The sequence below is a fragment of the Paenibacillus wynnii genome (genome assembly GCF_000757885.1).
GTDB classification, from domain to species: Bacteria; Bacillota; Bacilli; order Paenibacillales; family Paenibacillaceae; genus Paenibacillus_AQ; species Paenibacillus_AQ wynnii.
This window is the reverse complement of the sequence record NZ_JQCR01000002.1, coordinates 246912-260593: the sequence shown is the minus strand read 5'-3', so window position 1 is coordinate 260593 and position 13682 is coordinate 246912. Positions and strand designations below refer to the sequence as shown.

Annotated in this window: 10 protein-coding genes; 6 read left to right on the top strand and 4 right to left on the bottom strand. The window is 42.9% G+C overall.

The features are described 5' to 3' along the window. Window positions 1–48: 48 nt before the first annotated feature. Genes PWYN_RS04065 through PWYN_RS04055 form a run of 3 tightly spaced genes read left to right on the top strand, consistent with a single transcriptional unit; the run spans window position 49 to window position 2859 of the window. Window positions 49–984, top strand: coding sequence for a carbohydrate ABC transporter permease (locus PWYN_RS04065; RefSeq protein WP_052087735.1), 936 nt, complete (start codon window positions 49–51; stop codon window positions 982–984). A 3-nt stretch (window positions 985–987) separates the two neighbouring features. Next, window positions 988–1836, top strand: coding sequence for a carbohydrate ABC transporter permease (locus PWYN_RS04060; protein WP_036648800.1), 849 nt, complete (start codon window positions 988–990; stop codon window positions 1834–1836). Between the two features lie 51 nt (window positions 1837–1887). Beyond that, a complete protein-coding gene (locus tag PWYN_RS04055; protein ID WP_036648798.1) occupies window positions 1888–2859 on the top strand; it encodes a glycoside hydrolase family 43 protein in 972 nt (323 codons plus the stop codon). A gap of 82 nt (window positions 2860–2941) precedes the next feature. On the opposite strand, the gene PWYN_RS04050 is transcribed toward PWYN_RS04055, so the two are convergent. The 4 genes from PWYN_RS04050 to PWYN_RS04035 all read right to left on the bottom strand — a co-directional run bounded on the left by PWYN_RS04050 (window position 2942) and on the right by PWYN_RS04035 (window position 7648). Next, window positions 2942–4030 carry a GerAB/ArcD/ProY family transporter gene (locus tag PWYN_RS04050; protein WP_036648796.1) on the bottom strand — a complete coding sequence of 363 codons (1089 nt, stop codon included), beginning with the start codon at window positions 4028–4030 and terminating at the stop codon, window positions 2942–2944. Window positions 4031–4054: 24 nt separating this feature from the next. Continuing rightward, the gene (locus PWYN_RS04045; protein ID WP_036648795.1) at window positions 4055–5272 is read right to left on the bottom strand and encodes a Ger(x)C family spore germination protein; all 1218 of its coding nucleotides are present in this window, start codon (window positions 5270–5272) and stop codon (window positions 4055–4057) included. A gap of 12 nt (window positions 5273–5284) precedes the next feature. Beyond that, window positions 5285–6904 carry a spore germination protein gene (locus PWYN_RS04040; protein WP_036648793.1) on the bottom strand — a complete coding sequence of 540 codons (1620 nt, stop codon included), beginning with the start codon at window positions 6902–6904 and terminating at the stop codon, window positions 5285–5287. A 216-nt stretch (window positions 6905–7120) separates the two neighbouring features. Further along, window positions 7121–7648, bottom strand: coding sequence for a hypothetical protein (locus tag PWYN_RS04035; RefSeq protein WP_036648791.1), 528 nt, complete (start codon window positions 7646–7648; stop codon window positions 7121–7123). Between the two features lie 275 nt (window positions 7649–7923). On the opposite strand from PWYN_RS04035, the gene PWYN_RS04030 reads away from it, so the two are divergent. The 3 genes from PWYN_RS04030 to PWYN_RS04020 all read left to right on the top strand — a co-directional run bounded on the left by PWYN_RS04030 (window position 7924) and on the right by PWYN_RS04020 (window position 13481). Beyond that, a complete protein-coding gene (locus tag PWYN_RS04030) occupies window positions 7924–9531 on the top strand; it encodes an ATP-binding protein (RefSeq protein WP_036648789.1) in 1608 nt (535 codons plus the stop codon). 475 nt (window positions 9532–10006) lie between these two features. Beyond that, window positions 10007–11881, top strand: coding sequence for a sensor histidine kinase (locus tag PWYN_RS04025; protein WP_084146583.1), 1875 nt, complete (start codon window positions 10007–10009; stop codon window positions 11879–11881). Next, window positions 11859–13481, top strand: coding sequence for a response regulator (locus PWYN_RS04020; RefSeq protein ID WP_036648788.1), 1623 nt, complete (start codon window positions 11859–11861; stop codon window positions 13479–13481). The genes PWYN_RS04025 and PWYN_RS04020 overlap by 23 nt, the downstream gene beginning before the upstream one ends. The last annotated feature ends 201 nt before the right edge of the window (window positions 13482–13682 follow it).

Genomic DNA, 13682 nt, shown 5'->3' with positions numbered 1-13682 from the left:
GACCCTTGGCGTCGGTGATGCGTTATTACCAAAGGAGGGTTACGGTTCATGAGCAAGCCTAACGTCACCCGGGTGAAACAAACGTCTGGTTCAACATCGATTTCTAGTCTGCTTTATTCGCAGAAGATTGCTCCTTACGTATTTGTGCTCCCGTTTATTATTTCGTTCTCCGTGTTTTTTGCCTACCCTGTGGTTTCGGCATTCATCATGAGCTTTCAGGAAATTGTTCCGGGTTCAAGTAAGTTTATCGGCTTTGATAATTATAAAGAGCTGTGGAATCCGACTTTCTTCAAGGCTATTAAGAACAGTACAGTGTATACCGCATTAACACTGCTTTTGCTAATACCGATACCTTTGGTGCTGGCGGCATTCTTGAATTCCAAAGTCATGATATTCAAGAACTTTTTCCGCTCAACTCTATTTATCCCGGCGTTGACCTCGGTTGTTGTCGCGGGAACGATCTTCCGGCTTGCTTTCGGCGAATTGGATGGATCTCTTATGAACACCTTTATAACCGCGCTCGGCCTTGAGAAGCAGCGTTGGTTGGGTGACCGCTGGCTGGGACTTATGACTTTGCTGATTCTGGCATGCTGGCGTTGGATGGGGATTAATATGCTTTATTTCATGGCTGGTCTGCAGAACATTTCAAAAGAAGTTTACGAATCCGCTGAAATTGATGGAGCCAATACATGGAAGAAGTTTACTAATATCACAGTTCCTTTGTTGAAACCAATCACTATTTACGTTTTCACAATCAGTATTTACGGCGGTTATGCCATGTTTACAGAAAGCTATATGCTTTGGAGCGGCAACCGCTCACCGAAAGATATCGGTCTCACAATGGTGGGTTACCTATATCGCAGCGGCTGGGAACAAAATAATCTGGGCCTCGGTGCTGCTGTGGGTATCGTATTGCTTGCCATTACCTTTATTATCACATTCGTTCAATTGAATCTGTTTGGATTATTTAAGAAGGAGGAGTAGCCGATGAAAACTGCCGAAGAAACCAAATGGTCGCTAAATCGGGTGCTGCTGCTGTTGCTCTTCACCGCACTCGCAATCTTTGCTCTGTTCCCAATCATTACGCTAGCAATTGCTTCTTTCAAACCTGCTCAGGAATTGCTCCGGAATGGTCTGAATTTAAGTTTGGATAAAGAGCTTCTGACGCTCTCCAACTACACGAATTTATTTTCTCCCAAAGAGAATTATGTTACGTGGTATAAGAACAGCGTATTAATTACTTTTACGTTCACCGTGTTATGTCTGCTGTTGTCTTCCATGGTCGGTTATGCGCTGGCTGTGTATAAGTTTAGATTCCGTAATTTTCTGTTCGTACTCGTGCTTATCATAATGGCTGTGCCATTGGAAATCATTATGCTGCCTATGTATAAGCTCGCTATTTCATTTCACCTGATCAACAATATGTGGGGTGTTATCCTTCCGTTTGTGGTGGCCCCGCTGCCGATCTTTTTCTTCAGACAGTATGCCGGAGGGTTACCAAGGGATTTCCTGGATGCTGCCCGTGTAGACGGATGTACGGAGTATGGAATTTTCTTCAAAATTATGATGCCGTTAATGGCTCCAGCCTTCTCATCCATGGCTATTCTGCAGGCACTGGCTAGCTGGAATAACTTCTTATGGCCGCTCATCGTGCTAAATAGTACGAACAAGCTGACCATCCCAATCGGGTTATCTACATTGCTTACGCCTTATGGCAACAACTATAAAATTCTAATTGCCGGTTCCGTATTTGCAATCATTCCAGTTCTAATCGTATTTGTATTCTTTCAAAAGTACTTCATTGAGGGCATGACAGCCGGTGGAGTTAAAGGTTAGGTTGATAGAGTTGCAGTTTTTCTAAAGATAGAATAAAGGAGAGAAATTCAGATGTTTCCAAAGGAACCATTAAATAATCCCGTTCTTCCACAACGTGCAGATCCTTGGGTTTATAAACATACAGACGGGTATTATTACTTCACCGCCTCTGTACCGGAATATGATCGAATTGAAATTAGAAGATCTCTGACTTTAAATGATTTAAGCAAGGCGGAGCCTCTAACCATCTGGAGAAAACCTGAAAGCGGGCTCATGAGTGCTAACATATGGGCACCGGAAATTCATTACAGTGGCGGCAAATGGTATGTCTATTTTGCTGCAGCACATACATCAGATACGATTGAGGGTATATTTGATCATCGTATGTTTGTTCTGGAGAACGAAGCGGACAATCCTCTTGAAGGTACTTGGGTAGAAAAGGGTCAGCTTCACACGGATTGGGAGTCCTTTTCGCTGGATGCCACAAGGTTTGATCATAAAGGGATTTCCTACTTGGTTTGGGCACAGAAAGACCCTGCAATTGAAGGGAACTCCAATCTCTACATAGCGGAATTGGAGAACCCTTGGACGATCAAAGGACCGCAGGTCATGATTTCTACGCCAGAGCTTGAGTGGGAGATCATCGGTTTCAAAGTAAATGAAGGAGCAGCGGTAATTAAACATGCCGGAAGAGTATTTATTAGCTACTCTGCAAGCGCAACCGACCATAATTACTGTATGGGACTGCTCGCTGCACCCGAAGATAGCGACTTATTAGATCCAGCTTCATGGTCCAAATCGGTAGTACCCGTGTTCCAGAGCAACGCGACTACGGGGCAATTTGGTCCAGGTCATAACAGCTTCACACGTTCTGCGGATGACAGTGAGGATATCATTGTCTACCATGCGAGAAACTACACGGATATCGTGGGAGATCCTCTATATGATCCGAACCGTCACACCCGTGCTCAGGTTTTCACTTGGAATTTGGACGGAACGCCGAATTTTGGTTTTCCGGTACCGGACGACCGCATCGAAGAGTAGAGTAGTACACGTTTTGTCCTAAACCCAAAAACCGCAACGGCGTACTTGCCGAGGCGGTTTTTTTGAAAATATAAGAAAGTATTCAAGCCTTCTTCCGTCTTCGAATAACCATCACCAAAAATAGCAGAATGGGAAGGATGATCTGAAATATAGGCCACCATCTATTTACAGCGATACCTCGGCCAATCTCGATATGATGGGTGTAATTCGGAGATAAAAAGGCAAGGTAATAGAGTAGAATAGCTAGAGGTAAGACCCACTTTTTGTAGCTTATTTTGGTTATTCTTTCAAGTCCGATCACCGCCCCTAAATAAAAGGCTGCCATCTTGGTTCCCAGCCCTATGTAGAGAACCATTGTGAAAAGGGCATCTGTCCGTTCAAATACCTGTGTCAACTGAATTAATTGCACAGTCTCAAGAAGCGGCAGGGTCATATTGGGCGCCAGTTCAGTTCCAAGCACAAAAATATTCAGTTGATTAAAAACGGTCAGAAACAGTGCACTGATAATATAGGTAACGATGACAGCGCGGGGGAGATTACGTCCTTTCATGGCCAGCGGGTAAAATACAAGAAATAACACCGTCTGGCCGAATGGAAATGATACGATCTCGGGAATCGCAGAGGTTACAGCAGGCATTAAACCAAACTCCAGCACCGGAAGCATATACTCAAAATGAAAAAGGCCTGTAGCCGGAATTAGAACACTTATGACCAAATAACCTATTAGCATAACAGGAAATAGAATCATGCAGAACATGAAAAATACCTCAGGTCCATAGCGAACTAAGTTTGCAATGATTAGGACCACTATAAGTATAATAATCCACAAAGATGTACGGTTCAGTAAGCTCATTATGGTAAGTTCTCCGAAATCACGCAAATTTCTAGAAGCCTCATATGTAAAGTAGCCGACAAACAATATATTTATGAAGGTACCCAGATATTTACCCATGTAACGGCGGAAGAGCCGAAAGAGATCCAGCTGCGGATCCCGTCGGTGAATGGACAAATGTAGTAAGAGAAGGAGAAACCCGGCTGTAGCTCCTATCAGCATGGCTAACCAGGCATCCTGTTTTGCCTCTGCCCCCATTAAGAATAAGGTGGTGCTGCCCACTTCAAATATGGACAAAACAACAACTAATTCAGATACCCTAATTTTACCTAAGCTCATAGAATGGATTCACCTTCCCCTTTATTACTTGCCTATCTGCTTTTTAAATGAGTTTTGAAACAACCCAGGTCGGCTGATAACCGTTTCAACATTTATTTTGATATCCATTCTTGCTAATTCCTCAGGCCAGGTATCTTTAATCTTGTGCCAATCCTTGGGGTATTTACGGTGAATTTTATTAGCAACCCCTGCAAGATCAACCTTGAGGCTCTGAATGGTTTGCCAGCTGTTCAGAATTTGCGCCTCTATTTCTTTATTGATAAGCTGCTGCATTTGATTAATCCCTTTGGATTTAGTGATGTTTATTTTAGTCTCGGATTCTACAATTTCTCCTTTAACCTTTACATCCACCTTCAAAGTGTAATGGAGAGGACCTTTTATCGGTGTAGCTTTAACTGTAGCTTTACGGACCTGAAAAGCGGTATAGCGTTTTTCCTCATTGTTCTTAACAGGATCTGTAAAAGAAAGAGTACTGCTGTTCATCTGATTGTTTAACCAGCTTACGCCTTGACTTTCCTTTTGTTTCAGAGTTGCAATCCTTTTGCTCCCCTTTATCACACTCAAACCGGATAGTTTTAGCTTAACCTTAGCGGATGTCTTTTGAAAAACTTCGATAGTATCGAGTTTTCCATCCCCTGAACCCACCTTAGCTACCTCCGGAATACCAGCCGCCTCACTATCTGAACTGATTCTTTGGGCAATTTCGTACACCGTGATTAAAGGGAAAAAGGATCCTAACTGATTATCCTTAGCCAGAATTTTAGCTAATGCTACACCTGGAACCTTCTCTGGAGGTGTAAGCTGCTTCAGGAGTTCACGAGCTTCGCCGTCGGCTACTAATACTTTCACCGTTTCACGGGTCTCAAAATTTCGTAAATAGATATCTATAATCTCGTTGATTCCCTGATCTGCACTTTTTTTGCCTATGAGAAGCACGTTGTTATGGGCGAAATAAAGTCTTCGCGGATTTTCCAGATTACTTATATCTATTGCTTCTCTTATGGTTTTGGCCTCCGTAGAAAAGGTATGAACAGCCGATTGGGAGCCTCCTCCGCCACCGCCCGTGCCTGAAGCCATCGCCGAAGGGATGATAATTTGATAGGTCACAATCCACGCACCGCTTTTTCCATCTACTCCGGTAGCTGTTATAATCCCAAGTTCATTTAGTTCGACTCGATTACTACATCCTGAGAGCCAAAGGCTTATAAGAAGCAATAAGAACATAACCCCTAATTTGCGCATTTTGACCTCTCCTTATTCTTGGGAATCAGTTTCATTAGTGTTCCCCTTTTGAACCGAACTTTCAGGGAATTGGTGTGCTGCCTGTCTGTACTTGTTAGACGCTGTTCTTCTGCTGGGGCGGGTCTTCATGGCCCACCAGGGTACTCTGAGCAACAGATCCTTCATGTTGGATTTATAGAACGGAGCGTAAGGCATCATATAATGGATACCGAAGGATTTGAGAGCGACCAGATGTGACAAAATGGGTATTATGCCTGCAATGATTCCGAATAGTCCAAGTACTCCTCCTAGAATCATGAGCGTAAAGCGGATCAACCGAACTGCCGATGCCATGTTAAAGTAGGGGATTACAAAGTTGGCTATGGCCGTGAAAGAAACAACTATGACCATTGCTCCTGACACTAGACCGGCCTGTACCGCTGCTTGACCGATTACCAGTGCGCCTACGATCGAGATAGCAGGACCGATGACCCGAGGCATCCGAACTCCGGCTTCACGTATAACCTCGAACATCATCTCCATCATCAGTGCCTCCATTAAAGCGGGCAGAGGGGTTCCTTCCCGTTGTGCACTCAGAGATATTAACAGGGTAGTGGGTAGAATTTCCTGTTGAAATGTCGTTATTGCAATATATAGGGATGGAAGCAGCAAGGCGACTAAAAAGGACATGAGCCGGACAACACGAAGAAATGTGGAAATATCATATCGTTGATAGTAGTCTTCGCTTGACTGAAAGAAATTAAAAAAAGTAACGGGTGCAATAAGAACAAAAGGGGTACCATCCACCAAAATGGCTACTTGTCCGTCTAGAAGAGCCCCGGCCGCTGTGTCCGGACGTTCGGTATTTAAAATCGTCGGAAATGGGGAGAACGCCCCGTCTTGAATGAACTCTTCAATATAACCGCTCTCCAGTATACTGTCTGTATCAATTGCACGGAGGCGCTTGTTTACTTCCTCCACCACTTCTGGCGGGGCAATTCCATCAATATAAGCCAATATGACCTTTGTTTGCGTATATTCACCGATAATATGACTTTCAAGCTTTAAATGAGGTGTCAGTAGTTTTCGTCTAAGCAAGGCTATGTTGAGTGAGATATCCTCCGTAAATCCTTCTTTAGGACCCCGAACGACGGTCTGAGAAGTAGGTTCCTCAACGCCTCGACGGGAACCGCCAGAAATGGAGACTGCTAGAACATGTTCTACTCCATCAATAATTACCATAGCGCTCCCGGCAAGCATAGTCTGGACTAATTCATTTTCAGCTTTAACGACTTTGATATTTCCCAGAGGGAGCTTTTTCTTAAACAGAGCTGCTGCTTCTTTTGCATCAAGTTTTAAAGTAGCTTGTGAGCTATTTTCAGTGATAATGGCCTCTATTAAATCTGTGAGCAGTACATTATCAACCAGACCTTGGATATAACAGACCGCAACAGGACTTGTCTGTTCCGAGTCCTCATTAAATTCACGAATAACGAAGTCAGGACTTGTTCCTAACTCTGATTTAAGGAAGGATAGGGTATGAGACAAGGAAGAGGTTAGAGATTTTTCATTGGCCTGCTGTCTTTTTTTTAGAGCGTCCAGTTTATGGCTTTTTGCCGGCTTCAAAGCATCCTTTATCCAATTCAATGGCACAGATCTCACTCCCTTCCTTGATTAACCAATAACGTTTACCTTTGGACGGGAATTTATGCATTGGGTCACGGATTTGGAAGTCCTCCCCTAGGGGTATATTGACATAAAAAAAAGCATCTCCTGAAAATTCCATCCGTCAACCCAAAGGGTTTGCCGGTGTTTTTCAAGGAGATGCATCTTATGATTCGGATAACTCGAACTTAATTGAAATAGGATTTACGGAATATATTGCTGCACAATAGAGATAATTTCTCCATCCTGGATGGTGATGTGATAGGGGAATTGACTCAAATCTACGATATCCGTTTTATTGAATTCATCTATAAACTGCTGCAGAGTAACCTTCTCATTCCATTGAATGTCTAAGTCCCCTAGATTTCCAGTGTGATCGAATAGCTGCATAGTGACTGCTGCATGGTCTGCAATCGTATAAGTTGTGGTTGTATCGCTGTCGTTTACAATATAATAGTCATTCAGCGTTCCACCTATTTCTGCATAAGCCTCCGGTTCTCTTTCGGCAAAGACTTGATTCGCGGCCTCGCCCTGATACCAATCTATTTCATCGGCTTCAATGGAAAGTGTTCCGTTACCGGATTTCAGCGATTGAAGGTATACGGTGAGGTTTTGCGTGGATCCGCTGCTCTCTGCATCCACCCGTGTTCCACCCGTACTTGCCGTAGAAATAAGGGAAAGAAACAGCAATACAGCAAAAGGTAAAACATAAACAAATCTCTTCTTAATCATAAGTCATTCTCCCCCTTGGCAATTGAGAAACACGGTACAAGGTTTATTACCCTTCGGGGTATTTCTCAAACGTGCTTTTCATTACTATTAACGTTATGCGGTATAAAAAGGTTGCATTTTTCTTAAGAGCCCAATCCTTCCCAATGCTATGGCCTATTCGGTTTAGGTAAGTGTTATAAATTATATATATATTTTTATCAATATTTTTACGCTATTGGATTAGAATTAAAGCTATTATATAGATTAGGTAGAATTAGAATGGGGAACTGAAAAATATGGAAAACAATAGCTTATCAATTCATAACATTGAGGATGCCGCAGATCATATGCTTTTTCTGTTAAAGCATATGCTGAATGTCAATACGATTATCATCTCAATTAATGCCGGTTTGTCTGAACCTATTCATAAATTTTATAATCGCTATAAGGAGTTTGCACAAGGAGATGAAGGATTATCACTACTTGAGAACATCGGTGCCTTGATATTATTGAATAACAATAAAACACTTCGCGTATCTAATATCAATGACCATGATACTTCTGAGGAGCTTGAATATATCCGTACAAAAGGAGTACACTCCTTTATCGGAATTCCTTTGGTTTTTGAGGATGGCAGATCTTACGGAACAATTTGTGTGATGGATCAGGCTGCTGGTGAATATGGTGAAGAAGACGTAAAAATGTTGTATGCACTTGCCATATTTTTAACCTATTTAATTGAATTGGAGCAGAAATCTGATTCTGCAGAACGACGTATCCAGACGAAAAATGACTTGTTCTCTATGCTCAGCCATGAGTTGCGCACACCAATGAACGGGATTGTAGGAATGACTGACTTGATGCTGACTACTGAAATGAACGAGCAACAGAAATATTATATGGAAATTATCAACGAGAGCAATTCAAGATTACTGGAGTTTTTAAATGATATGCTGGAATTCAGCAAAATGGAGGCGGGCGAGCTGTCCGTAGAAGAAGAGCCCTTTGATCTTATCTCCACCCTAGAGGAAACCGTCTATTTGTTCTCTACAAAAGCACTTGAGAAGAATCTGGAGGTGGTACTTAATACTGACTCCGAGGTCCCGCTCTATGTGGTCGGTGACGCAATGAAGGTGCGCCAGATTATCATGAACCTATTAAATAATGCCGTTAAGTTCACACATGAGGGTGAAATCTTTGTAGAGCTTAAATTATTGCCAGCCCGCGATGATGAACAAGTGTGCGTCAAGATAGCCATACAGGATACGGGGATAGGCATTGAAGAAGAGAAGTTAAATCTGCTGTTTAACAAGTATACGCAGGTTCATGATGAAAATACGATTCACCATTATGGCGGAACAGGGCTGGGTTTGGCGATATGCAAGCATCTGGCGGAGCTGATGGGCGGACATATACAAGCGTTGAGTAAAAAAGGAGAAGGGTCCACCTTTGAGATTACCCTGTTCCTGAATAAGTATTCGAATCTACCCTCCATTCCTTTCGAGACTGAAGTGTTAGCAGGAAAAAACATACTTGTTATAGATGATAATCTAACCAGCCTTCAAGTTATCTCATCGATGCTGGAGGATTGGGGAGTTCATGTTGCATCTACGCAGAATCCCACTCAAGTGTTCCAATGGATTTCTGATGGTCTGGATTTCGACCTGATCCTTATCGACAAGGATATCGGAGGCCTAAATGCCATTACAATGGCTGAACAAATCAGTAAGTTAACTACTCATAAGAAATTGTCCTTATTTCTACTCGCTCCGATTGGAACGAATTTGGACGACGAAACCAAATCACTGTTCGAATCCATCATTATTAAGCCGATTCGTAAACTCCACTTATTGAACACCATACTTTCTTTACCAAATCATAATAAGTCTACAGATGAATTATAGGATACAACGAATATGTTGAACGCATTCCCCGGCAGCAAACCGAGGGATGCGTTTTTTTGTACCAGCATACCTAAAAGGCTCCAAGGATCGTTATCAGTCATAAAATGAAGTCACCTTAGCTTCTAAATCGAAACTGCGGCAGCAGGTTTTACGATTTTCTGCTCTTTAAAACGATGTCTTGTTATAATGAAATATAACTACAAAGCTAACTAACAGCTTGTCAAATCTATTAAATCATATTCTGGGACATAGCTATGCGTATATTATCGGCGGTAAGCTGAGATGCTACTTAATCTCATCAAGGTTATATAGAGCGGCTTCCGGCGTTGCCGGATGCCTGGTTGGATGGCGAGTTTGCATGGCGGGTTTCTTTGAAGTATGCATGGAGGTAATTCTATTGACACCTAGCTGGAATCGGTCGTATGGTACAGGGGACGAGAAGTGGCATTCATTTTACGTGTAGAAAGGAATTCTCATGAAAACTCTCAAGAACTGGTATAGTCTGATCTGGGCGAAGCTTGGAGATACTTATTACCAGATTTCTATTAAACAAAGAGTACTCCTCTCCTTTGTAGTCTTGATAACGCTCTCAATCAGTGCAATGGGAACCTTGACCTATCGGATAGCCGGTAAGGAAATACAGAATAACGCCTTTGAAACTAGTAAGGAAACGGTGGACAAGACTACCCAGCTATTGGATTATCGGTTAAATGATGTGGCTATGTCTGTGCAGTCCTTGATGTTAAGTGACGCCTATCGGCAAATGATGATTGATGTTCAGGCCCATGATGTAACCAACTATTATGTTCACCTTTCGAGGATGCAATATGTCCTTTCGCAAGCGACGTTTAACGAGCCCATTATTGAGAACGTCCTCATTGCAACGCCGATCGGTGACTTTTATTCAACGACACAGATTCGATCTCAGGAAAATTCATTTTATGGTTCGGAATTGTATGACAATAGCAAAAAAAGTCCCGGCGGCTACTGGGCAAAAGGTCATTTTGACCGGCTTTTTACAGGTAATCAGCGGGTGATCTCTTTTGTCGTAAGGGGGATTTATGATAATACTCCCACTACCAATGTGTTTATCGTCGTGAATTTAAGAGAGAATAAGATTGCTTCCTTATTGAATGAGAATAATTCGAAGAATGACCGTAATTACTTTATTTTGAATAAGGAAGGGGAAGATGTAGTCCAGAACAATGGGCCTTATCATCAGAAGCTACCCCAAAATCCGGAGTTTCTGCAGGAAAGCACAAACGGGAGCCAAGGAAGATTTTTTTACCCTATTGATGGTAAGGATTATTTAGTCAACTACAAACCATCGACTGCAGCACCCCATTGGATTGTGGCAGGTATGCAGTCTAAGGATCAGCTTCTCGGACAGCTGAAGGGTGTGCAACGCACGATGATTTATGTAATTGCTATATTTCTGCTGACTACTTGGTTTTTCTCCAATACCTTGACGGCCGCGTTGCTAAAGCCATTGTTCAAACTTAGCAGGCTGATGCGGCGTGTAGAAGAGAATCAATTAAGTGTTTCTTTTGAAAGTAAATATAATGATGAGATTGCCCAAGTCGGCTTTCAATTTAACCGAATGATGAACGAAATTAAGAACTTGATTGATGATGTAAGGACAAACGAAGAGGGCAAAAGGCATGCTGAAATTCGTGCGTTGACTGCACAGATGGAACCTCATTTTCTGTATAACACGCTGAATACAATATATTGCAAGTCAGTCCTCGGGGAGAATGACGATGTTAACGAGATGATTTTAGCCTTGTCGCAAATGTTCCAACTGGGCTTAAGCGGCGGCAAAGATCTGATTCCGCTCGAGGATGAACTCTCCCATGTGCAGCAATATTGCGCTATTCAACAAAAATGCTATGAGGATTTATTTGAGTATAAGGTGATTGTTGAGGAGGATGAGTTGCTGTCGTTCCCCATTCCCAAAATTCTGCTTCAACCGATCGTCGAGAACAGTATTCAGCACGGCTTTACGGATCGAAGAACGGGAGGTTATATCACTGTTAGGGTGTCTCTGGAGGTAGAGCGAGCGATGCTGCACATTGTAGTCGAGGATAACGGCAAGGGAATGGATATACAAAAAGTGGAACAGGGAATGGCAGAGAGGACGGTCTCTAAAAAAGGGTATGCCCTGGTTAATATCAGGCACCGGCTACAGCTTTATTATGGAGACGAAGCACGGATGAAGCTGTCTAGTGAAGCGGGACGGGGCTCCCGTACGGATCTATGGATACCTATCATTCCCATAACCACCATGAACCCTATAAACTCAGTAAAGGAAGGGGTAGAGCAAGCCTATGGAACATCTCAAGCCCATTAAAGTATGCGTTATTGATGATATAAAAAGTGTGGTCGATATGATCTCCCGCAAACCGCAGTGGCAGGAATTCGGAATTGAAATCGTAGGCACAGCACTGGACGGGGAACAGGGACTAAGTATAATTCGTGAAACTTTGCCTGATATCGTGCTTACCGATATTCGAATGCCCCGTATGGATGGACTGGAGATGACGAAAGCTATTCTTGAGTTTGCACCTCTATGCAAGATTATTATTCTGAGCGCTTACTCGGAATTCTCATATGCCCAACAGGCCATACGACTGGGTGCAATGGATTTTGTCAAAAAACCATTCTCCCTCGATGAGATCATAAAAGTGGTACTCCAAGCAAAACAAATATGTTTGCAGGATCGTGAAGAGCAGGAGAAAACCAAGGCAATGGAGGGGAAAATCAAAGAAAGTCTGCCTATTTTACAGCAGGAATATTTAACCTTCCTAATGCAGCACCAGACTTCAGAGCATAGTGCGAAATCACGTTGGGAGTATCTTGGCATTCCGCTTGCACTGCAGGATTTTGTTGTCTTTATTGCGGAGATTGATCATTTTGCCGAGAAGTATCAGACACAGCCGATTCAAGAGATCGAATTAGTCCGGTTCAGTCTGCAAAATATACTGGAAGAAACGATAGCTGCTTGGACGAGTGGGATCATTTTCCGGGAAGCTACGAATCGTTATGTCTGTGTTATTAATGGCTCAGATCCAGAGGTGGCCGAAGAAATAATAGAAGCGTGCTGCTCTAATGTCAGCCATTATTCCCGTAATACGATTTCCATCGGTATGGGTCTCTGTGTTTCAACCATCCATGAGCTTGCAAATTCCTACGGACAGGCTCTTAGTGCATTGGCATATCATTTCTACACCGATGGAAATGCTGCCTATAGTTATGCCAATATCCTAAAGAAGCCAAGAGTTGTGAGTAATTATTCAGTTGCCACGGAGCAGGAATTCCTGTTCGCCCTCCGCTCGGGAAATTGGGAGAAAAGCCAGCTTGTTTTACAAGGAATTTTCGATGAACTCTTAAGTCTCGACCCGCTTCCGGAGCCTAAGTATGTGGAGAATATCGGTTATGAGCTGTCGTATAAAATTTGCAGGGTCATGCTGGAACTCTTCCCCTATGAAAAGGTGCAGCCCATGGAGCAGCAGGTCAATCTGCTGAGGAACCGCATACATCCTACACTAATGGAAATTCGATCGCTGCTAAGTGATTTGTGCGCAGAAGGCTGCCGCTGGGTAGAAGAAGAACGCTCTATTGAATCGACCAAAATTATTCGTCAGGCTAAAGTGTATATTTGCGGAAATCTGCATACAAGCTTATCGCTGGAGCAGGTGGCAAAGCAAATCAATCTCAGTCAGGGATATTTTTCGAACCTTTTCAAGAAGGTAGTGGGTACTTCCTTCCAGCAATTTGTCATGCATGAAAAGATGGAGAAGGCCAAAAGTATGTTGATCGAAGGGTATCAGGTACAGGAGATCGCCTTGGAACTTGGTTATGAGCATAGACGCTATTTCAGTGATGTATTCAAGAAGTATACAAACATGACACCTTCAGAGTTCAAAATATCTTTTTTAGGTAAGGTCTGAAGGAGACTCAATTCGAGTTCTGACGGGGATGGATTGCCGGAGTTTACTGCCGGAGTTCATCCTCTTTTCGTTAACCGGATCATGGCAGGGCAGAATGTTATTTTCCATAGTACATCAGAAATCTGCCCTTAATGTGGGCTTACCCGCATTATGTCAAATACAGAGCTGACCTATAATCAGGTTGTAAGGCAAACCAGCATT